This window comes from Snodgrassella sp. W8158 (assembly GCF_016100435.1).
GTDB classification, from domain to species: Bacteria; Pseudomonadota; Gammaproteobacteria; order Burkholderiales; family Neisseriaceae; genus Snodgrassella; species Snodgrassella alvi.
Genome location: NZ_JACFSM010000002.1, coordinates 305538 through 329029, shown reverse-complemented (window position 1 = coordinate 329029; position 23492 = coordinate 305538). Strand labels below are relative to the sequence as shown.

Genomic DNA, 23492 nt, shown 5'->3' with positions numbered 1-23492 from the left:
TTTGAACATGATAAAATAAGCATGTCTTTTACCCAATCAATAAGCCAATCATGAAATGGAATGATATTCATGCCATAGCATTCGATCTGGATGGTACCCTGGTCGATTCAATCGCCGATTTATGTGCTGCTGCCAATCATATGCGCGCGGAACTAGGACTGCCATCATTGCCAGAATCTGAACTGACTACCTATGTAGGTGACGGTTTATCCAGCCTTGTACACCGGGCTCTCAGTGGTAATCGGGACGGTCTGGTGGATGAAACAATCTGGACACAGGGATTTACTGCTTTTATTTCCTATTACCGTACTCATTTGAGTGTTCACACCCGCCCCTATCCTGAAGTAGAAACCGCACTGGCATTATTCCGTGCCCGTGGTTTGCCTTTAGCAGTAATCACAAATAAAAATGAAATTCTGGCAGTGGAATTATTATGTGAGCTTGGATTGGCTGATTCATTCAGTTTGGTTGTGGGTGGTGATACACTGGCTGAAAAAAAACCCTCTCCTATGCCTTTATTGCACACAGCAGAAGTATTAGGCGTACCCGTCGGAAATTTACTGATGGTTGGTGACTCTGCTAATGATATTCTGGCAGCTAAAGCAGCCGGAGCTTTAAGCTGTGGCGTCACATGGGGTTATGCAGATATGGCACAGCTGGCAAAAAACACCCAGACTAAACCAGACATTATTGTTGATCATCTGCCTCTGATTGATGATGGCATACGTCATCATGCTAACAGCGAAATCCGCGCATGAAGCAAAAAATCAGTTTACGTGCCCGTGCCATTGCCCTACTGGCACGGCGGGAAATCAGCAGAGCTGAGCTGGCACGTAAACTGCATCCTTATGCAGATGAAAACGACAATCTTGAAGCATTACTGGATGAACTGGCACAAAAGCACTGGCAATCAGATGAGCGATATACGGAAACTTATATCAATAGTAAAAGCCGGCTGCATGGCAATCTGCGTTTAGAGCAAAGCCTGAAGCAAAAAGGTGTTGATGCAGCTCTGATTGCAGATTATTTACCAGACAGAGAACAACAGACAAATAATGCTATAGCTGTTTTGCAAAAAAAATATCGTCAGCCTCCCGCTGACTTAAAAGAAAAACATAAATGTATGCATTTTCTTGCTTACCGCGGTTTTAGTATGGATATTATTCACTCAGCTATCCGCCAGGCGTGGGCTGATACTTCGCTGCCTGACGAAGATGAATACTGATTATAATGCCAGGTACTGACTGCACATCCTAAAAATACAAAATTTCGTCTATATACATACAAAATCAATACCTGTACATTTAATTCAGCAAAGCATTATTCAATAAAAAAGCCCGGACTCATAACCGGGCTTTTTTGGTATGTCAAATTAATTAATGTAAACTGACATCTTCACGTTTCACATGGTCGTTACTTGTACCTGTAGGCTTTCCCGACCAGTAGCTGGCGAGAAACGAACCGGAAATATTATGCCATAATGAAAATATTGCGCCCGGTAAAGCAGCCATCGAACCAAAAAATTCAGATCCCAATACTGCTGCCAGACCAGAATTCTGCATCCCTACTTCCAGAGCCAGTGTGCGACAGATGGATTTATCAAAACCAAACAACCGTCCACCCCAGTAACCGCCAATCAGCCCTAAAGCATTATGCAAAATCACACCAACAACAACAATTACCGTCTTTATTCCGATTTTATCGCTGCTTAATGACACCACAGTTGATAGCACAATAATAATCATACACATCGTTATCAGTGGCAGTGAAGGTATAATTTTTTTTACCAGTTTCGGCGCAAAATAATTAATACTTACCCCTATAGCAATAGGTAAGGCAACAATCAGCAAAATTTCCCTGAGCATATTTACGACAGGTACTTCGATTGATGCAGCTATATAAAGTTTTGCCAATAGTGGTGTAGCAAAAATACCCACTACAGTAGACAAGGCACTGATTGTGACAGACAGTGCAACATCACCTTTGGATAAAAACACCATCACATTCGAAGCAGTACCACTGGCCACACATCCTACCAGCACCATTCCTGCCTGCAATTCTGGTGACATGTTCAGCAATCTGGCAATCAGCCATGCCGCCAGTGGCATAATCAGATAATGCAGACCAATACCTGCCGCAATAGGCGCCGGCCGCTTCAATACCCGGGTAAAATCCTCAATTCTCAGCGTCATGCCCATGGATAGCATTACCAGCATCAGCATTTCAGAGATATAAGATTTCAGAGGAGTAAAAACGGCAGGATTATAATAGGCAAAGATAGAACATAAGGCTGCCCACAATGGGAACAGCCTTGTGATAATAGCAATCATGAGAATCGTCTCATGCAATGACAAAAATCAGCTTAAGCAGCCATAGCCTTGATTTTGGCAGCCAGACGGCTTTTATGACGTGCAGCTTTATTTTTATGGAAAACACCTTTATCAGCAATGCGATCAATCACTTTAACGCTCTCGCTATAGGTAACCTGAGCAGCTGCTTTATCACCAGCTTCAACGGCTTTCAATACTTTTTTAACCGCAGTGCGAAAAGCGGTACGCAAGCTAGCGTTATGGGCACGTTGTTTCAGTGCCTGACGGGCGCGCTTACGAGATTGTGCACTATTGGCCATCAATATCTCCTAACATACATATACAAATCATGAAACGCAGAATTTTAATGACTTCACAGCATAAATGCAAGTACCGGTGTTGTTTTTTCAGCAGGCAACATCTAAAAACAAGAAGCCAGGATTACCTGTCCTGCTGTGTTTTTTCATCCTTGATTATGCTATTTTCCGGCAATTTGCGGAAATAATCACTTCTCCAGTACGCCTGAGTTCCTTCCCGAATCAATACCAGACATATTGCAGCCAGTGGTAACGCCAGCAGCATACCGACAAAACCAAGTAACTGCCCGAATGCCATCAATGAGAAAATAACCCAGAACGGAGACAGACCAATTCTGTCGCCTACAATTTTCGGAGTGACGAAGAAACTTTCCAGAAACTGACCAATGGCAAACACACCCCAGACAAGTAATAGTCCTGTCCAGCCATCAAACTGCAACAATGCTGCCAGCGTGGCCAGCAGCAAACCGGTAAAAGCACCCAGATAAGGTACAAACACCAGCAAACCGGCAACCATACCTATGGCAAATCCGGATTCCAGCCCTACCAATGCCAGCCCCAGACCATAAACCATGCCCATAATTACCATTACCAGCAGTTCGCCGCGAAGGAATTCGCCCAGTACCGTATCCATATTGGTAGCGATACGATTATAAGTAGGTAAGGCACGGCGCGGAATCAGATGCCGGATACCGGAGGTCCAGCGATTCCAGTCCAGCAGAAAATAATATAAAAGAAAAGGCAGTAACAGCAGATTGGTCACCCACTCTACCATACCACTGCTATGCTGCCATACTACAGGTAAAACTTTGGAAGCGGCATCTTTAATACTGGCATTATGAGTTTGAATCCATTGTGCTACATACTTGGACATATAATCCGCATCCCAGCGGATACGGATATGAAATGTCTGATTAAGCCATGGAACAAGCCGGTGATGCACCCAGTCAAGAAATGCGGGCAGTTTCTCATAAATACTGTCCAGCAAATTAATCAGCATCGGTATCACAATCAGCAGCAAAATCACAATAACACTCAGTCCCAGAAACATCACCAGCATTGCTGCCAGCGAGCGGGAAATTTTTAGACTATGCAGTTTTACTACCAGCGGATTTAAAATATAGGCCAGTACTCCGGCTGCGGCAAAAGGCATTAAAATCGGTTTTAGCCCTATAAACAGACTGATGGTTGCCAGCAGTACCAACCCTCCTATAATCCAGGGGGCAATACCAGAAGAGGTTTTGCTGTTCATATTCATTCAATTACACTCATACTGATTAATAAAAATATAAGCTCACAGCAATACACGGATAGTGATTTATCAGCATATTTATTTTGATAATAGCTGAATAAGCGCAGTACTGGAATGTCTAAATGTAACTTACGTATCAGATACTGATATTTTTTTGCAAATATTATTCAATTTAACCAGCTGATTTAATCAATTGTTTCCGAATTTACCCTTTTTCCAATAAAAAAGCTGTCCGGAAAAATCGGACAGCCTGTGACATAAGAATTTTAGTTCTTACTTTTTACGCTGTGGTGGCAGATCAGTACACGTACCCATAGCGACTTCAGCCGCCATACCTATTGATTCACCCAGCGTCGGATGAGGATGGATGGTGCGACCGATATCATCTGCATCACAACCCATTTCAATAGCCAGACAGATTTCACCAATCATATCGCCGGCACTCGGACCAACAATTGCACCGCCGATTATCAGTCCACTGTCAGCGTCAAAAATCAGCTTAGTAGCCCCCTCACTGCAACCATTGGCTACAGCACGGCCGGAAGCAGCCCAGGGGAATACGGATTTAGTGATTTTCACCCCGTCTTTTTTCGCCTGATCTTCTGTCATGCCTACCCATGCAACTTCCGGATTGGTATAAGCCACCCCTGGGATAACACGTGCATCAAAATACGCCTGATGACCGGCACAATTTTCAGCAGCCACATGGGCTTCATGTACAGCTTTATGCGCCAGCATCGGCTGACCCACAATATCACCTATGGCAAAAATATGCGGTACATTAGTACGCATCTGCTTATCAACATTAATAAACCCGCGATCTGTAACGGCCACTCCGGCGTTTTCTGCGCCTATCAGCTTGCCATTAGGTGCACGACCGGCTGCAACCAGAACCAGATCATAGCGTTGCGGCTGTGTCGGAGCTTTAGCGCCTTCAAATGTCACGTAAATACCATCTTCTTTAGCTTCAACAGCTGTGGTTTTGGTATTCAGCATGATATTATCAAAACGATGTTCGTTTTTCTTCTGCCAGATTCTGACCATATCGCGGTCAGCACCCTGCATCAGACCATCCATCATTTCTACTACATCCAGACGTGCGCCCAGTGTGCTGTACACTGTACCCATTTCCAGACCAATAATACCGCCGCCGATTATCAGCATTTTTTCCGGCACAAATTTCAGTGCCAGAGCGCCTGTTGAATCAACAATGCGCGGATCTTCAGGAATAAACGGTAAATTAACTACGCGGCTACCGGCAGCAATAATGGTATTTTTAAAAGCCAGTGTTTTGGTTTCACCGGTTTCAACACGTCCTTCACCTGAAGTCAGTTTGACTTCAATATGATGCGGATCGATATAACGACCATTACCGCGAATAATATCAACTTTACGGGTTTTAGCCATGCCGGCCAGACCGCCGGTCATTCTCGCTACTACTTTTTCCTTGTAGCTGCGCAACTGGTCGATATCAATTTTTGGTGCCGGATACTCAATGCCATTGGCTTTCAGCTCTTTAACTTCATCGATTACAGCTGCATTATGCAGTAAAGCTTTGGATGGAATGCAACCAACATTCAGACAAACACCGCCCAAAGTTGCATAACGTTCCACGATAGCAACTTTCAGGCCTTCATCAGCTGCGGCAAAAGCCGCAGAATATCCACCCGGGCCGCCGCCAAGTACAACAACATCGTACTCAGCATCACTGCTGCCGGAGTAACTGGCTGCCTGAGGTGCTGCTACCGGTGCACTTTCAGCCGCAGGAGCACTTGCTGCAGGTTTAGCTGTAGCTTCTACTACTGCAATCACACCACCTTCAGAAATTTTATCACCAACTTTAACTTTAACCTCTTTCACCACACCGGCTGTTTCTGCCGGTACATCCATCGTGGCTTTATCTGTTTCCAGCGTAATCAGTGTGTCATCTACCGCAACGGTATCGCCCGGTTTGATTTCTACCGCAATAATATCGACATCTTTATAATTGCCGATATCCGGTACTTTCAATTCAATTAAGCTCATGGTCTTACCTTTTGCCTGACTGTTGCATTAGATACAACAGTAATTGCCTGTATTTCATGTATACAGGCTGCCAGAAACCAATCTGTTTTCAGGCAGCCTGTTATTTAAAAACTTACAGAGATACACGGCGGAAATCAGCCAGCAGCTGGCTGATAAATACCAGAAAACGCATACCGGCTGCACCATCAATCACACGGTGGTCAAAAGACAGGGACAGCGGGCATTGTAAGCGCGGCTCAAATTCCTTACCATTCCAGGTCGGCTTGATCTGTGATTTACAAACGCCCAGAATAGCTACTTCTGGTGCATTAACAATAGGCGTAAAGCCTGTACCGCCAATTCCGCCTAAAGAAGAAATAGTGAAAGAAGCGCCTTGCATTTCCTGAGGTTTCAGCTTGCCTTCACGGGCACGCTTACTCATATCAGCCAGTTCCTGCGTGATTTCTTTCAGACCTTTCTGGTCAGCGTTTTTAATAACCGGCACAACCAGACCATTCGGCGTATCAGCGGCAAAACCGATATGAATGTATTTCTTCAGAATCAGGTTATCACCATCAAGCGAAGAATTAAATTCAGGGAATTCCTGTAATGCTTTCACGCAGGCGAGAATAATGAAGGCCAGCGGAGATACTTTAATACCTGCACGCTCCCATTCTTTATTCAGCTGTTTACGGAAAGCTTCCAGATCCGTCATGTCTGCATCTTCATGCAAAGTAACATGAGGAATCATTACCCAGTTACGAGCCAGATTCTGACCGGAGATTTTCTTGATTCGTGACAGTTCTTTAACTTCAATTTCACCAAATTTGCTGAAATCTACTTTAGGCCATGGCAATAAATCCAGCCCGCCTCCGAGAGAAGCACCGCTACCACCCTGCTCAACCTTCTGCATAACCGATTTAACAAATTCACGCAGATCAACAGGGGTAATGCGTCCTTTACGCCCACTACCACTTACACGTCCTAAATCAACGCCAAGTTCACGAGCCAGTTTGCGTACAGACGGGCTGGCATGGGCTTTTTCAAAACCTTTCTCATCAATATCAGAGCTGCCAAAAGCCTGAGGCACATGGCTTTTGATTTCGGCACGTAATTCGTTATTTTCAGCAGATGGTGTGGCAGCAACCTGTTTTTTGATTTCAGAAGCTTCTTTTTGTTCCGGCGTTAACGGTGCGGCAGTAGCACTTGCCGGAGCAACAGCCACTTCAATCAGAGCACTTCCTTCTGATACTTTATCGCCAACTTTTACATGTACAGCCGTTACTTTACCGGCAACAGTAGACGGTACATCCATCGTCGCTTTATCAGTTTCCAGGGTAACCAGTGTCTGATCAACAGCCACATCATCACCAACCTTAATATCTACTTCAATTACATCAACATTCGAGAAATTACCGATATCCGGCACTTTCACAGCAACAGACTGAGCAGCTGTACCGGCTGCTTCGGTAGTTGTTGCCTTAACCGGAGCTTCAGTAGTGGTACCAGCAGATGAAGATGCACTTGCGGCAGCAGAAGTTTCTACTTTCACAATCACATTACCTTCAGATACTTTATCACCTACTTTTACCAAGACTTCTTTCACCACACCAGCCTTATCAGCAGGAACGTCCATAGTGGCTTTATCTGTTTCAAGCGTAATCAGGGTATCGTCTACCGCAATGCTATCGCCAACTTTGACCGCCACGTCAATAACATCGACACCGGTATAATTACCAATATCAGGCACTTTTATTTCTACAATCTGACTCATCATTATGTCCTTTGATGACAGCAGGCTTAAGCCTGCGTCCGACAATCATTAGCTTGCACAGCCAGTAAAACCTGCCTGAAATCCGAATGAACTTCAGGCATTGGGTTTATTAACGTGCCCAGCTCGGTTCTACATCAGCCTTGATACCATATTTATTGATGGCATCCTGTACCACCTGTTTACTGATCTTGCCTTCATCAGCCAGACCATTCAGAGCAGCTACAGCCACGTGGTAACGGTTGATTTCAAAGAACTCACGTAAATTGTCACGGGAATCACTGCGACCAAAGCCATCTGTACCCAGAACTGTGAACACATCCTGTGGTACATAAGCACGAATACGGTCAGCAAAGTGACGTACATAATCGGTTGAAGCCACAATCGGACCTTCATGACCAGACAGTAATTGAGTCACATAAGGTACTTTCTGGGTATCGGTCGGATGCAGACGGTTGTAGCGTTCGATATCAATACCATCGCGGTACAGTTCGTTAAATGAAGTCACACTCCAGATATTGGCATCAACATCGAAATCTTGTTTCAGCAGTTCTGCTGCAGCAATCACTTCCTGCAAAATAACACCGGAACCCATTAACTGCACTTTCAGTTTACCGCTGCCACCTTCCTGCAACAGATACATACCTTTCAGAATCTGCTGTTCGATTCCTTCACGCTGCGGCATAGCCGGATGTTTATAGTTCTGGTTCATCAAAGTGATGTAATAGAACACATCTTCACGGTCTACATACATGCGCTGCATACCATGCTGAATAATGACAGCAACTTCATAAGAGAAGGATGGATCATAGGAAATGCAGTTCGGAATCAGCTCAGCCTGAATATGGCTATGACCATCCTGATGCTGCAAGCCTTCACCGTTCAGAGTTGTACGGCCGGAAGTACCACCCAGCATAAAGCCGCGGGCACGCTGATCACCGGCAGCCCAGGCCAGATCGCCGATACGCTGGAAACCAAACATTGAATAATAAATATAGAATGGGATTAGCGGGCAATCATTATTGGAATAGCTTGTTGCAGCAGCAATCCATGAGCTCATTGCACCCGGCTCATTAATACCTTCCTGGAAAATCTGACCATTTTTAGATTCTTTATAGAACATCAGCTGGTCGTGATCCTGCGGGGTGTAAATCTGACCTTTCGGATTCCAGATAGCATACTGACGGAACAAACCTTCCATACCGAATGTACGGCTTTCATCCGGCACAATCGGCACAATCCGCTTGCCGATATTTTTATCTTTAAGCAGTGTACTCAGAATACGTACAAAGGCCATTGTTGTAGAGAACTCACGGTCACCGCTATCCTGCAACTGAGCTTCAAATTCACTTAATGGCGGAATTGGTAGCTGCTCAGAATCAGGATGACGGTAAGGCAGGAAGCCACCCAGCTGAGCACGGCGCTCTTTCATGTATTTCATTTCTTCGCTGTCTTCAGGCAGTCGGAAGAATGGCAGAGTATGCTCCATCTCTTCATCAGTTACCGGAATCTGGAAACGATCACGGAACTGTTTCAAAGATTTCATATCCATTTTCTTAGCCTGGTGAGCAGTATTCTGTGCCTCACCAGAAGCACCCATACCATAACCTTTAATGGTTTTAGCCAGAATTACAGTCGGACGTCCATCCGGATTATTAACTGCTTCATAGTAAGCGGCATACACCTTATGCGGATCGTGACCACCACGGTTCAGTGACCAGATTTCATCGTCTGACATATTAGCCACCATGGCTTTCAGTTCAGGCGTATTGAAGAAGTGTTCGCGCACATATGCGCCATTCTGTGATTTATACATCTGATAATCACCGTCAACACATTCTTCCATGCGTTTTTTCAGCAGATTATCTTTATCCTGAGCCAGCAGTGCATCCCACTTACTGCCCCAGATTACTTTCAGTACATTCCAGCCGGCACCGCGGAAGTTGCCTTCCAGTTCCTGAATAATTTTACCGTTACCGCGTACCGGTCCGTCCAGACGCTGCAAGTTACAGTTAACAACAAAAATTAGGTTATCTAATCCATCACGGGCAGCCAGTGCAATTGCGCCCTGACTTTCCGGCTCATCCATTTCGCCGTCACCACAGAATACCCATACTTTACGGCCCTGAGTTTTCGCCAGACCACGGGATTCCAGATATTTCAGCAAACGAGCCTGATAAATACCCTGGATTGGTCCCAGACCCATAGATACTGTCGGGAACTGCCAGAAGTCAGGCATCAGCCATGGATGAGGATAAGAAGACAGACCATTACCATGTACTTCCTGACGGAAATTACTCATTTGTTCTTCAGTTAAGCGGCCTTCAACAAATGCACGTGCATAGAAACCAGGTGCACTATGACCCTGGAAAAATACCAGATCGCCTTCCTGATTATCTGTTTTACCATGCCAGAAGTGATTGAAACCAACATCATATAAAGTAGCACAAGACTGGAAGCTGGCAATATGCCCGCCCAGCTCAAGATTCTTTTTGCTGGCATTTAATACCAATGCTGCTGCATTCCAGCGCACCAGTGATCGGATTCGGTGCTCTAATTCATGATTACCCGGTGATTTTTTTTCTTTACCAACAGGAATAGTATTCAGATAGGCTGTTGTGGCACTGAACGGCATATAAATGCCTCGGCGGCGGATATAGCGCACCAGGCTTTCCATTAAATAATGCGCACGTTCAGGTCCCTCTTCTTTCAGCACCGAGCTGAGTGAATCCAGCCATTCCTGGGTTTCAATCGGATCGATATCTTGATCATGGAAGTCAGCAGACATAGCAATATCCTCTTTCATTTGGGATTGAGTCATGAACAAAACACTTTATGTTGTTGCTATTTCATTTATCATTTTCTTTATTAACCAGATGCTTTACCAAATTAATTAAAAGAAATACAAATAAATTCAAATAACTTACAATAAATCTGCATAATCTTAGTTGAATAAAAGCATATATTATTGTGATGCAACATACTGTATTTTCGTTTAAATCGTACCAGCGTAATACCTAAACAGCAATGTATTTTTACACCAATTTTCTGATTTAAAACAAGTAAACAAATTATCACAGAAATTTTATCAGAATGTGGTAAATGATTTTTACTATGCCAAAAACAGGTAATTAGATAAAACAAAAGTAAATATAATAAGTTATATTAATACTAAATACGTAATTATCATTAACAAAAACTATTTCTTATTAATAAATTCAGAATTGAAATTATTTTTGAATTTATGCACATTAGTTGGCATTTATTAACAAATAAATTTTATTTTATACAAACGCTATTAATGAGTAATCATATTTGTTTATTCGCTGCTTTAAACAACCAAACCTAAATCAAGTTATCAGTATCAGTTTTATTCAGACAAATGAGATTTTCTTTATTTTTTATCTTAGTTTTAATTATTTAGAATTTTATTTATAGTTTAATGTTAAATAATTATCATAAACTGATCCCATAAAATTATTTCACATTCTGTTATTTTCAATCTCAATTTATAATTTATTTAGTCTAATCAATATTATATTAGCTGGATTATTACAATTTTTCTTTATCGCATTATTAAATCAAGTTTTAATTTCTTTCAGACTTCAAAAATTAATCATTTCATTTTTATTTAACTATAATTAAAACACAAATATACATTTTATTAATTGTTTTTACTACCTAAAATAAGCACTTTAAATCTTAATCATTTGACCTTATTTTGATTTAAATAGTATTTTGAAAACGAATAGAAATTTCAGCAAAGGATAAAATATGGCTGAACGCAATTATTATGAAATTTTGGGTGTTGATCGAAAGGCCAGCGAAGACGATATCAAAAAAGCTTATCGTAAACTGGTTCGCAAATATCACCCAGATGTAAGTAAAGATCCTGATGCCGTAGCTAAAACTAGTGAAATTAATATTGCTTATGAAACCTTACATGATAAGGAAAAACGGGCTGAATATGATGAAATGCTGGACAATCCGTTCCGGCATAGCAGCCGGCAGGCTGGAGGCAGCCAGGGTGATTACAGTTATCAGCAGTATGATTTTGACCCGAGTCACTTTGGCCAGAACGGAGCCTTTGGCAATGGCGATTTTCGTTTTGACGACTTGTTCTCTGCTTTCGGCAGCAGTGCAAGACAAGGCTTTCAACAACGCCGAAGCGGCCCGGTAGGCGGAGAAGACCAGCATGCTGAGCTAGTTATTGATATTGCCGCAGCCTATCAGGGAGCACAGCGTAATTTATCCCTGGATATGCCTACACTGAATGCTCAGGGGCAAATGGCTTATGAGCGTAAAACACTTAATGTAAAAATTCCGGCAGGGATTACTGAAGGTCAGCAAATCAGGCTTAGCGGTCAGGGATTACCTGGTTTTAACGGTGGTTCATCTGGAGATTTATATTTAAAAATCAGTTTCCGTAATCAGGATAATTTATATGTCCAGAACCGTAAAGATGTTTACCAGCGTATCAACGTCGCTCCCTGGACTGCTGCATTAGGCGGTAAAACAGATATTACTACTCCGGCCGGCAAACTGAGTGTCAATATTCCTGCCAACAGCCACAACGGGCAGAAAATGCGCCTGAAAGGTAAAGGTATACCGGCAAAAGCAGCCGGTGATTTGTATCTGCTGATAAATATTGTGCTGCCACAAGCCAGTAACGAAGCAGACCGTGCCGCATGGCAGGCACTTGCCACGCATTACGCCGGTTTTAAACCACAGAATCATGTTTGATAACAGGAGCGAAGAATGAATAAAAATCAACAAGATATTGAATTAAGCTTTGATGATCTGGTTCGTGCCTGTGACAATCAGAGTAACTGGATATTAAGCCTGATTGCTGAAAGCGTTATTCCTGTTGAACAAGAACCGCAATTGGCGCGCTATAGTGGCTACCATATGGCTATTGCCCGCCGCGCATGGCGTATTCATCGTGATTTTGATGCCAGTGCGAGTGCCACTGCACTGATTCTGCAATTACTGGATGAAGTAGAAGATTTACGCCGACGCGGTTAATCCGGAGTGAGTAATTAACCAATACTCTTTGCAGTTACTGGTCATTATCCGGCAATTGTGCAGAACCCATTCGCCGTAAAATTACATTGGCTTTACGGCGAATTTCTTTATCTCGCGGATGATCAATGTAATAAAGTGGTCTGGGTACACGCGCAGCGAGTTTGGCTGCCTGTTGCGGAGACAACTGCATGGCGGTTCGTCCATAAATCGTTTCACTGGCCGCTTCGGCACCGTATACCCCATATCCCCACTCAATAACATTCAGATATAGAGCAAAAATCCGGTCTTTATTGGTTGTAGCTTCAAGCAGCGAAGTAATCACTGCTTCTTCTGCTTTACGCCAGTAACTGCGACTTTCAGATAAAAACAGATTTTTAGCCAGCTGCTGGCTGATGGTTGACCCGCCAGCCTTAATATTACCCTGACGTTCATTTTTTTTAATTGCCGTACGGATACCATTCCAGTCAAAACCATCATGTTCGGCAAAACGCGCATCTTCTGAGGCAATCAGCGCTTTTTTCAGATTTGGCGAAATACGGTTGTAAGCTACCCACTGATAATTCAACTGCGTATCCGGACGGGTTTCAGCCAGCTCATGCATACGTAACAACATAAACATGGTACGGTGCGGCGCCACTGTCCGATAGATTAACAGACTGCCATAAATATAAACATTAAACAGCAAAAACAGCGTAACGAGCACAATTAACAAATTACGCACGATTTTCATGACTGTTCCATTTCTTTACGTATCTGCTCGGTTACCGGCCGGATATCAGGATTAAAACCATGCCACAGTGCATATGAGGCTGCTGCCTGCGCTACCAGCATACCAAGACCATCAGCCAGATTCCGGCACCCTGCTTCATGAGCCTGAAGCAAAAAAGGGGTTAACTTTGCCGAATACATCATATCGTAAACCAGTTGCGCTCTGGCCAGTGCTGGCGCAGATACAGGTAATTTCTGCCCGTGTAAACTACCTGAGGTAGCATTGATAATGACATCATATTCCGGTTTTATCTGCGTTACCGCACACCAGCTTACATTATGCTCCTGAGCAAGCAGGTGCGCTTTTTCAACTGAACGGTTAGCAATAGTCAGCGAAGCCGGCAGTTGCTGTAAAAGTGGCTGAATGACACCACACGCTGCACCACCCGCTCCCAGCAGTAATATATGTTTATTACTCAGAGAAAAAGACAATAATTCTTCAATTGCCCGCACCAGACCGATACCGTCAGTATTGTCCCCCAGCAACTGCCCGTTGCGCCAGAATAAAGTATTAACAGCTTTTGCTGCTTTAGCCCGTTCAGTCAGCACATTAGCCAGAATATAAGCCTCATGCTTAAAAGGCACAGTAACATTGGCCCCAGTTCCGCCAGCTTTAAAAAATTCTCTGGCTTGTGCAGCAAAATCATCAACAGCAATCAGACGCCGCTCATAAATTAACTTTTGACCGTGCTGAGCAGCAAAAGCCTGATGAATTTGCGGAGAACGACTATGCGCTACAGGATTACCCAATACTGCAAATATACTCATTGACTCCCCTCTGCTATGTAAATAACTGTTGCCATTATCCAGACTACACCGGTTAAAGGCAAAACCCTATCATAAAACCATTAATTTTTCTTTCATGATAAGCAGACGCTGGTTTTCATACGCATGCATATCTGGTCGCTAAATAAATTTCTGACTGAATAAAATTAGTTTTTTAGCCTGAAAACCAGACCAATTAGCAACAATTGTAAAAATTATTTTTATTTAACTTCAATTTACCGTATGATTTACTCGCGCTTACTCTTTAATTTTCGGATTATCGATTAACCGTAATAAAACCTGATTACATCCAGGTAAACACAAAACTACTTATCAATCAGCTGGCATTCAATCAATCAGCACGTTCAAAAAATAATCTGATATCAGGCCAGCATCTGAAGCAAAAATTTTTAATTTTTATGCAATGCATATTGCAATGCCAATTGATATAGTTTTTATCAGGATGAATCATGCATACTCGCCGGCCTGTCATTCCTCACACATTCAATAAATTACCCTTACACGTTAAACTGGGATATGCCATCGGACAAATGGCTGATTCACTCGCCTATAATCTTTTTTATGTTTTTTATCTTTTTTTTCTGACAAACGTTGCCAGCATTCCTGCTACTCAGGCAGGTACCATTGTTCTGATTGCTGTTATCTGGGATGCTGTGGCTGATCCGCTGGTAGGTCAGTTTTCAGATAATATCTGTTCACACTGGGGGAGGCGCAGACCATTAATGCTGGCAGCTATTCTGCCATATACCCTGCTATTGTTACTGCTCTATACTGATATTTCATCTCTTAGCACCAATCAGAAAACGGTTTATTTCACCATAATTGCCATTCTCTTCTGGTCTGCTTACAAAATCTACGTCATACCTTTCTACACTTTAGGTGCAGAAATGACCAATAACTTTGATGAACGTACTTCGCTTCGGGTATGGGCGGGTTATGCACTTAATGCAGCCGTTCTTGTATCTTCTTGCGCTCCGCCGCTGATTGTTAAATGGATGGTAGATTATGGATTCAGTGTCAGCAGCGGCTGGCACGGAGTGAGTGTGATATTTGCTGTTCTGACTTTACTGAGCGGACTCACCTGCTGGTTTCTGACACGTGGTTATGAACTGCCTGTCCGGCATAAAACAAGCCGAATACATAGCAGATACCGGCTTCTGGCTTTTATTCGCGAAGTTATCAGTAACATGATTGAAATCTGGCGTCTTTCATCAAGTAAATTTCTCGGCGCATCAGTTTTTTTCTGGTCGGCTGCTTACGCGCTCAGTACCGGAGCCTTATATTATTTATTTTTAAACAACATGGCATACAGCGAAAAAAATGCTGCGATCTGTTTTTTGATTTACAGCTTACTGGCTCTTGCCTGGCTTCCCGCTGTAAATTATACCGCGCAGAAATTTGATAAAAGAAATGCCTATTATATGTCTATGCTCATCAGCTCAATAGGCACAGGCGTATTCTTTTTTTGCGGATTTCCTAACAGAACTATGCTGATAATTTTTTTAATTCTGCTGCAACTTGGCAATAGTTATTTTTGGACTATATATTATTCCATGATGTACGACATTAGTGAGCTGGATGATTTTATTAACAACAAACGAAGAGAAGGAGCAATTACAGCCCTGATGTCATTCTTACAAAAATTCGGTAGTGCACTGGCCATTTGGTTTATTGGTTTTTATCTGGGGAAACATGGATATATATCATCTACAGGTCAGGAAACCATTATTCAGCCACCACTGGCACAACAGGCTATTCTGGAATTAAACACATGGATTCATGCATTAGCCGGCATTATTGCTGCACTGTGTGCCATTGGTTATCCATTGACCCGCAGTCGTTACCAGGCATTACTTACCGCTCTTAAAGCAAAAAAAGAGCAGCAGCCGTACACCACCAGTAATTTCAAACAACTATTGTAAAAATACTGCAAAAGCTGATATTTACAATATAATCAAGATAAACAATATGATACATGTAAAAAAGGAGAAATATTATGACTAAAAAACGTGCACGGGAATTAGGAATTCCTCTAACCGGCACCACTGGCAAAAACAATGCGATAACCGATGTATGCGGCATTGAAGTTGGCTACAGTACCGTTATCTATGGTACACCGGATGATTATACAGGTCCGGGTTCAGCCTTTGCCCGTACTGGTGTAACCGCTATTTTGCCCAGAGGTAAACAACGCAGTGCTGTATTTGTCGGCAGGCATGATTTAAACGGTAATGGAGAATTAACCGGCACTCACTGGCTGGATGATTCAGGTTTAATGCATGGTCCGGTACTCATTACCAATACTAACAGCGTAGGTATTGTACGCGATACCACCAGCAAATGGATGATAGATAATCACTTTTATTTTCCATATGTTAACAATGGTCAGCCTGTAGACGGCGTAGGATATTTTTATCCGGTAGTGGGCGAAACATGGGACGGATTATTAAACGACATTAATGGTTTTCATATCAGACCTGAACATGCACTTGAGGCTTTAAATAATGCACACGCAGGTGCCATTGCTGAAGGTAACGTCGGTGGTGGCACCGGCATGATCTGCCATGATTTCAAAGGTGGTACCGGCACTGCATCACGTATAGTCAGCACAGAAGCCGGTGAATTTACTCTGGGTGTACTGGTACAGGCCAACCATGGGATGCGTGATACTTTTCAAATTTGCGGTATTCCGCTGAAAGATGAATTTGGCCCTGAAACCATGCCTGTAATTAATACTTTTGCCCCCAAACCGGGAACAGGATCTATCATTGTGATTCTGGCTACCGACGCCCCGTTACTTCCCTGGCAACTGAGTAAACTCACCAAACGTGTCCCTATTGGCATCGGCTTACTCGGCGCTTATGGTGATAACGGTTCCGGCGACATTTTTCTGGCTTTCTCTACCGCTAATGAAAATGCTTACAGTCTGGGCATCAGCAAAATTGATATGCTGAGCGATGAAATTATTGATCCGCTTTATATTGCCACAGTAGAAGCAGTTGAAGAAGCAGTATTAAATGCTTTATGTGCAGCTGAAACCATGGAAGGTCGTGATCACAATCTGGTTCAGGCGCTACCGCAGGATCAACTGTTAGCAATTTTGAAAAAATACGGAAAAATCAAATAAATAACTAATATTTATTAATTTCAGCCCGTTAATTATGAGTTAATAGATAACTTACGGGCTGAAACAAATCAATACGATTCGATTCAAATATCAGCATTCTGAATCAATAACATAAGAAAATTTGAAATAACGCCTTTTATTTACCGTTAATATTCTGCCTGGTACATCAACCTGGCTCTTCCTTATTTCCTGACAATATTTGATTTATTAAATTTTTCTGTAGTGAATATCTAAATCTGATAGTTCACAAATTCTGATATAAACCAGAATAAATATACATAACAACATGTTTTTAAATAAATTAATTTAATCCGTTATAAAAAACCGGTTTTTTTTACATCAATGCGTTTTTTTTACAAATTGAATGTGGCAGAATCACCTTAACTTGCCGGAGAGTTTGTTACTCTCCAGACCTTAATGGGAGCCTTAAATATGTCAATAAAAAAAGTAGTTAGCCTGATTGAAGAAAATGATGCCAAATTCATTGATTTGCGCTTTACCGATACAAAAGGCAAACAGCAGCACGTATCCGTGCCAGCCAGAATTGTGCTGGAAGACCCTGAAGAATGGTTTGAAAACGGTCAGGCTTTTGATGGTTCTTCCATCGCCGGCTGGAAAGGAATTCAGGCTTCCGATATGACTCTGAGACCAGATGCATCGACAGCATTTATTGACCCTTTCTATGATGACACCACAGTAGTTTTAACCTGTGATGTTATCGATCCGGCTAATGGTCAGGGTTACGACCGTGATCCGCGCTCCATCGCAAAACGTGCCGAAGCTTATCTGAAATCAACCGGTATCGGTGATACTGCATTTTTTGGTCCGGAACCGGAATTTTTCGTGTTTGACGGCGTAGAATGGCAAACCGATATGAGCGGTACCCGTTACAAAATTCATTCTGAAGAAGCCGCATGGTCTAGCGGTAAATCATATGACGGTCAGAATACCGGACACCGCCCGGGCGTTAAAGGCGGCTATTTCCCTGTAGCACCTGTTGATTCCGGTCAGGATTTACGCTCAGCCTGCACCCAGACACTGGAAGCGATCGGTATTCCGGTAGAAGTACATCACCACGAAGTTGCCACAGCCGGTCAGATGGAAATCGGTACCCGCTTCAATACACTGGTACGCCGTGCTGACTGGACACAAGATATGAAATATGTCATCCAGAATGTAGCGCACAACTTTGGTAAAACTGCTACTTTCATGCCAAAACCTATTCTGGGTGACAATGGTTCCGGTATGCATGTACATCAGTCTATCTGGAAAGACGGACAAAATCTGTTTTCTGGTGACGGCTATGCCGGCTTGTCTGATCTGGCTTTGTACTACATCGGTGGTATCATTAAACATGCTAAAGCACTGAATGCGCTGACTAATCCGTCAACCAACTCTTACAAACGTCTGGTACCGCATTTTGAAGCCCCGACTAAACTGGCCTACTCTGCCAAAAACCGTTCAGCTTCTATTCGCATTCCGTATGTTGCCAGTGCAAAAGCCCGCCGTATCGAAGCTCGCTTCCCGGATCCAACCGCTAATCCTTATCTGGCTTTCACCGCTTTGTTAATGGCCGGACTGGACGGCATCCAGAATAAAATTCATCCGGGTGATCCTTCAGATAAAAATCTGTACGATTTACCACCGGAAGAAGATGCCCTGGTACCAACCGTATGTGCTTCTTTAGAAGAAGCTTTGGAAGCACTGAAAGCAGACCATGAATTTTTAACCCGTGGCGGCGTATTCAGTCAGGACTGGATCGACAGCTATATTGAATTCAAGAGCGATGATGTAAAACGCATCCGTATGGCACCACATCCGCTTGAATTTGAAATGTATTACAGTCTGTAAGATATTAGTCTCAAGCTGATTCTCAGACCGCTTATCCATGAATAAATCCGCCATACTGGCAAAATTTATTCCACAGATACAGCGGTCTGAATTGTATCCGGATTTCAGCTGATTCTAGCTCTATGCACTGCTGCAATCTGTCAGCATAATAGCAATGTAAAGTATTCAGCTCTGCCGAAATACTTAAGTACATTCAATCGCAAATTTCCCCTTTTTATTTTTACCCAAAAATAAAATTCACTGTTACTTGTGTATCATTTTCGCCGGCAGAATTTGGTAAAACAGCCTTTCATGGCAGTTGTGGTAGGGATACGGTAACATTATGCCTATCTGAACTAAAAAATATTTATTATGACCACGCAAGACATGCTCGCTACTGTAGACCTAGGCTCTAACAGCTTTCGTCTCCAGATTTGCCACAATCAGAACGGCCATTTACAGGTCATTGATTCCATCAAAGAAATGGTAAGGCTGGCAGCAGGACTGGACGAACAAAAAAATCTTGATCAGGATTCTCAGCAACGCGCATTGGATTGTCTGGCCAGATTTGGAGAAAGGCTGCGTGGTTTCAATCCTGATCAGGTAAGAGTTGTTGCAACCAATACTTTTCGCGTTGCCAAAAATATCAGCCAGTTTATACCGCTTGCCGAAGCCAGACTGGGTTTTCCGATTGATATTATTGCCGGACGCGAAGAAGCCAGACTAATATATACCGGTGTGGTTCATACCTTACCACCTAAGGGTGAAAACATGCTGGTAATAGATATTGGTGGCGGCTCTACTGAATTTGTTATCGGACAGGATTTACAGCCTGCCATTACTGAAAGCCTGAATCTTGGCTGTGTTTCCTACAGTATGCGGTTCTTCCCGCGCGGTAAAATACACCATAAAAATTTTCAGGCCGCAGTCAACAATGCACGGGCAGAAATTCAGCGTATTTCCGTCGCACTTAAAAATATTGGCTGGCATTACGCTATTGGTACCTCCGGCTCTGCCCGCTCAATTCGCGATGTGATTGCAGCCGGTGACACAACCATCGATGCAATTACCGCAACACAAATGCACAAAATTGCCAATCATATTATTGCAGCCGGAAGTACCAAAAAAGCCAAACTGGAAGGCTTAAAATCAGACCGGACAGAGGTTTTTGCCGGCGGACTGGCTGTAATGATCGCCGCCTTTGCCGAACTGAATATCAGCGAAATGACAGTAACCGATGCCGCACTGCGGGATGGTGTGTTTTACGACATGATCGGACGACAACTTGGTGATGATATGCGCAACCAGACTATAGCTGATTTTCAGCAGCGCTATCATGTTGATACCATCCAGGCAGAACGCGTAGCCGAGCTAGCTCAAATGATATTCAATCATCTGTCCGCCTCTGTTTCTCCTGATCATCCGGAACAATGGCAGCAATATGTACATTGGGCTGGGCTGGTACATGAAATTGGTCTGGATATTTCTCATACTGGTTTTCATAAGCATGCAGCCTATATTCTCGATCAGGCTGATATGCCCGGTTTTTCACGTAAAGAACAGCATATTCTGGCTACAATGGTATTAGGACAGCGTGGCGACCTACGCAAAATAGCCGAATTCAGTCAGCAGGAAATGCTCTGGCTGGGTATATTGTCATTACGGCTGGCTGCACTGTTCTGCCGGGCACGGCAAGACATTCAGATACCGGTGAATCATTGTGACATTCACTATGACCAACAGTTAAGGAAACTGACCATCAGCCTGGGTAAAGAATGGTTAAAACACAATCCGCTTACTGATAGTGTCTTATTGCAGGAATCTGTTTTATGGCAGAAAATTGGATTACAGTTAGAAATCAAAGCCATGTAAACCATAAATCAGTCAAGGATGTCCCATGAGTACAACGCCGAATGTTTCCAGTAACAAACTGGCTCAGACTCATAATCTGCCTAGTCTGGTACATCGCAGCAATGTCAGCAACATGCCAGCACAATCCATGACTATTATCCGGATTAAAGAAAAGCAACTAATCAATCATAGCTTCACCGGCGACGATATATGCAGTAAAAACATACCGGCACCTGATACAGACTGTCTTACATGGATTCACCTGATTGGTATTACTGATAACGAACAGCTGCATCAGCTATTACAGCCTTTTAATATCCATGAACTGGCCATGGAAGACATGCTTAGTCGCAAGCAGCGTCCGAAAATTGAAGACTACGGACATTATCTGTTTTTAGCCGCACGAGTTTTTGTTTATAAAAAACAAAAACTGCAATATAACCAGATTTATATTATCATTGGTCAGAATTATATTATTACTTTCCAGTTTGAACCGCTCGGATTACTGCATATTATCCGTAAATATATTCAGCATAATTACAGCGATATCTACCGCAAAGGAATTGATTTTCTGGCGTATTCATTGCTGGATCGTATCATTGATGATTATTTCGTTACTGTAGATGAATTTGACAATCGGGTTGAAGGTGTTGACAAACGCCTGTTTAGCAACAGTAATAAAAACTTACTGATTCTGATCCACCAGTTAAAACGTGATGCCAGTAATCTGCGCCGTACCCTTTCCCCTATTCGTGATATTGTCGGCCGAATTGTACATGGAGAATTTTCCATGTTCAGTCAGAACACTCATGTTTATTTACTTGACGTGTATGACCATACCCAGCAATTAATGGAAACGCTTGACAGTGCACGAGATACTGTAATGGGCATGATGGATGTGCATTTATCCTATCAGTCAAACCATCTGAATGAACAAATGCGCATGCTTACCGTTATCACTATCATCGTCATGCCACTGAATGTCCTTACCGGTATCTATGGGATGAATTTTGATAACATGCCTGAATTACACTGGCATTATAGTTATTTTGTGGTACTCGGTCTTATGGCGACTATAATTATTAGCTTATTAATTTATTTCTACAGACGGCGCTGGTTATAACTATCAATAGCTTCTATAATAACAATCAGTCTTCATAGAAAGACAATAATTAATACAGAAATACACATCAGAGGCTATTCCATGAAACCTACACCTTTACCACCGCAAGGTGCGCAGCATCAGCTTTCCATGTCTGTACTTATGACTCCAGCATTAGCAAATTTTCACGGAAATGTACATGGCGGAGATTTACTCAAGCTACTGGATCAGGTAGCCTATGCCTGTGCCAGTCGTTATTCTGGCGAATATGTAGTAACATTATCAGTTGATCAGGTAATATTCAAAGAACCAATTCACGTGGGCGAACTCGTTACTTTTTATGCGTCAGTTAACCATGTCGGCCGAACTTCTATGGAAGTTGGTATTCGCGTGGAAGCACAGGATATCCAGCATCGCAGTGCACGTCACACTAATAGCTGTTATTTCAGCATGGTTGCTGTAGACAAAAACGGCAAACCTACAGTTGTACCGCCGCTATGTATTGCCAGCGAAGAAGAGGCTCGCCGTTTTCAGGAAGGAGCCATTCGCAAAGAAGCCCGGTTAAAGGCTGCAAAAACCAGACATACACAATCTGCCTGATCTGTTTAAAGGGATTATAAATGTTTACAGGAATTGTCTGCGGTTTAGGTACCGTTACCTCTATTCAAGAGTATGAACAATTGCGCACAATACAGGTACGTCTCCCTGAGGGAGCCTGTGACAACCTGACTATCGGTGCTTCTATTGCCAATAATGGCTGCTGCCTGACCATTACAGCCATTAAAGGTGATGAAGTATGTTTTGATGTCATGGCGGAAAGTCTGGCCAAAACCAATTTAGGACAACTACAAGTAGGTGATGCGGTAAACATTGAGCGGGCTGCACGCTATGGGGATGAAATTGGCGGTCATATTATGAGTGGTCATATTTTTACTACGACCACCATTAGTAAAATTGAAGACACCCCTGATAATCGTACTGTCTGGTTTAATCTCCCTGAAAGTGCAGCCCCTTATATCCTTACTAAAGGTTTTATCGGGCTGAACGGTTGCAGCCTGACCATCGGCGAGGTAACCACTACTGAATTTAACGTTCATCTGATTCCCGAAACCATGAACCGGACTTTATTTGGAAGCTGTCAGGTAAATGATCGCATCAATCTCGAAGTGGATGCTCAGACACAGGCAATTGTTGATACCGCGCAGAAATATATGCAACAGTATATAAATAAAGTAAAAAATTAATTATAAATTTGCTTATATACAAAATATGTTATATAAATATACAGAAACTGATTACTATTTATCCTAATAAGTAATAATCAGTTTCAAAATATTCGGCTATAAATAA

At 42.8% G+C, this 23492-nt stretch carries 19 protein-coding genes; 11 read left to right on the top strand and 8 right to left on the bottom strand.

The features are described 5' to 3' along the window. The first annotated feature begins 50 nt into the window (after nucleotides 1-50). Both H3V11_RS06025 and recX read left to right on the top strand, forming a co-directional pair. Nucleotides 51-758 carry a phosphoglycolate phosphatase gene (locus H3V11_RS06025; RefSeq protein ID WP_110414090.1) on the top strand — a complete coding sequence of 236 codons (708 nt, stop codon included), beginning with the start codon at nucleotides 51-53 and terminating at the stop codon, nucleotides 756-758. Next, nucleotides 755-1225 (top strand): recombination regulator RecX, encoded by a 471-nt coding sequence (recX, locus tag H3V11_RS06020; RefSeq protein ID WP_037391581.1) that lies wholly within the window; start codon nucleotides 755-757, stop codon nucleotides 1223-1225. Before H3V11_RS06025 ends, recX begins: the two co-directional genes overlap by 4 nt. Nucleotides 1226-1376: 151 nt before the next feature. Here recX and H3V11_RS06015 read toward each other — a convergent pair whose 3' ends face one another. The 6 genes from H3V11_RS06015 to aceE all read right to left on the bottom strand — a co-directional run bounded on the left by H3V11_RS06015 (nucleotide 1377) and on the right by aceE (nucleotide 10474). Continuing rightward, nucleotides 1377-2330 (bottom strand): bile acid:sodium symporter family protein, encoded by a 954-nt coding sequence (locus tag H3V11_RS06015; protein WP_084549991.1) that lies wholly within the window; start codon nucleotides 2328-2330, stop codon nucleotides 1377-1379. A 32-nt stretch (nucleotides 2331-2362) separates the two neighbouring features. Beyond that, nucleotides 2363-2629, bottom strand: a complete 267-nt coding sequence (gene rpsT, locus H3V11_RS06010; RefSeq protein WP_025330392.1) for a 30S ribosomal protein S20 — start codon at nucleotides 2627-2629, stop codon at nucleotides 2363-2365. A 121-nt stretch (nucleotides 2630-2750) separates the two neighbouring features. Continuing rightward, nucleotides 2751-3878: an AI-2E family transporter gene (locus tag H3V11_RS06005; RefSeq protein ID WP_084586657.1), complete on the bottom strand. Its 1128-nt coding sequence runs from the start codon at nucleotides 3876-3878 to the stop codon at nucleotides 2751-2753. 273 nt (nucleotides 3879-4151) lie between these two features. Then, the gene (lpdA, locus tag H3V11_RS06000) at nucleotides 4152-5903 is read right to left on the bottom strand and encodes a dihydrolipoyl dehydrogenase (protein WP_041880347.1); all 1752 of its coding nucleotides are present in this window, start codon (nucleotides 5901-5903) and stop codon (nucleotides 4152-4154) included. Between the two features lie 112 nt (nucleotides 5904-6015). Then, nucleotides 6016-7656, bottom strand: a complete 1641-nt coding sequence (gene aceF, locus H3V11_RS05995; RefSeq protein WP_198190161.1) for a dihydrolipoyllysine-residue acetyltransferase — start codon at nucleotides 7654-7656, stop codon at nucleotides 6016-6018. A gap of 109 nt (nucleotides 7657-7765) precedes the next feature. Further along, entirely contained in the window at nucleotides 7766-10474 is a 2709-nt protein-coding gene (aceE, locus tag H3V11_RS05990) for a pyruvate dehydrogenase (acetyl-transferring), homodimeric type (protein ID WP_370385963.1), read from the bottom strand. A 953-nt stretch (nucleotides 10475-11427) separates the two neighbouring features. On the opposite strand from aceE, the gene H3V11_RS05985 reads away from it, so the two are divergent. Continuing rightward, nucleotides 11428-12396, top strand: coding sequence for a DnaJ C-terminal domain-containing protein (locus tag H3V11_RS05985; RefSeq protein ID WP_198223860.1), 969 nt, complete (start codon nucleotides 11428-11430; stop codon nucleotides 12394-12396). A 15-nt stretch (nucleotides 12397-12411) separates the two neighbouring features. Continuing rightward, on the top strand, nucleotides 12412-12678 hold the full coding sequence (locus H3V11_RS05980) for a chaperone modulator CbpM (protein WP_078475325.1): 267 nt from the start codon (nucleotides 12412-12414) through the stop codon (nucleotides 12676-12678). A 34-nt stretch (nucleotides 12679-12712) separates the two neighbouring features. On the opposite strand, the gene mtgA is transcribed toward H3V11_RS05980, so the two are convergent. After that, the gene (gene mtgA / locus H3V11_RS05975; protein ID WP_084547417.1) at nucleotides 12713-13408 is read right to left on the bottom strand and encodes a monofunctional biosynthetic peptidoglycan transglycosylase; all 696 of its coding nucleotides are present in this window, start codon (nucleotides 13406-13408) and stop codon (nucleotides 12713-12715) included. Beyond that, complete coding sequence (gene aroE / locus H3V11_RS05970) at nucleotides 13405-14214, bottom strand: shikimate dehydrogenase (RefSeq protein ID WP_084585084.1); 810 nt, start codon at nucleotides 14212-14214, stop codon at nucleotides 13405-13407. Before aroE ends, mtgA begins: the two co-directional genes overlap by 4 nt. Before the next feature lie 467 nt (nucleotides 14215-14681). Between aroE and H3V11_RS05965 the strand changes: the two genes are divergently transcribed. The 7 genes from H3V11_RS05965 (at nucleotide 14682) to H3V11_RS05935 (ending at nucleotide 23386) form a co-directional block, all read left to right on the top strand. After that, a complete protein-coding gene (locus tag H3V11_RS05965) occupies nucleotides 14682-16154 on the top strand; it encodes an MFS transporter (RefSeq protein WP_198211248.1) in 1473 nt (490 codons plus the stop codon). 74 nt (nucleotides 16155-16228) lie between these two features. Next, on the top strand, nucleotides 16229-17359 hold the full coding sequence (locus tag H3V11_RS05960) for a P1 family peptidase (protein WP_084585086.1): 1131 nt from the start codon (nucleotides 16229-16231) through the stop codon (nucleotides 17357-17359). A gap of 432 nt (nucleotides 17360-17791) precedes the next feature. Continuing rightward, nucleotides 17792-19210, top strand: a complete 1419-nt coding sequence (gene glnA / locus H3V11_RS05955; protein ID WP_025330382.1) for a type I glutamate--ammonia ligase — start codon at nucleotides 17792-17794, stop codon at nucleotides 19208-19210. A gap of 351 nt (nucleotides 19211-19561) precedes the next feature. Continuing rightward, nucleotides 19562-21061 carry an exopolyphosphatase gene (gene ppx / locus H3V11_RS05950; RefSeq protein ID WP_084585087.1) on the top strand — a complete coding sequence of 500 codons (1500 nt, stop codon included), beginning with the start codon at nucleotides 19562-19564 and terminating at the stop codon, nucleotides 21059-21061. Nucleotides 21062-21086: 25 nt separating this feature from the next. Then, on the top strand, nucleotides 21087-22163 hold the full coding sequence (gene corA / locus H3V11_RS05945) for a magnesium/cobalt transporter CorA (RefSeq protein WP_084585088.1): 1077 nt from the start codon (nucleotides 21087-21089) through the stop codon (nucleotides 22161-22163). 81 nt (nucleotides 22164-22244) lie between these two features. Beyond that, nucleotides 22245-22742 carry an acyl-CoA thioesterase gene (locus tag H3V11_RS05940; protein WP_025330379.1) on the top strand — a complete coding sequence of 166 codons (498 nt, stop codon included), beginning with the start codon at nucleotides 22245-22247 and terminating at the stop codon, nucleotides 22740-22742. Nucleotides 22743-22762: 20 nt separating this feature from the next. Next, nucleotides 22763-23386, top strand: coding sequence for a riboflavin synthase subunit alpha (locus tag H3V11_RS05935; RefSeq protein WP_084585089.1), 624 nt, complete (start codon nucleotides 22763-22765; stop codon nucleotides 23384-23386). Nucleotides 23387-23492: the final 106 nt, after the last annotated feature.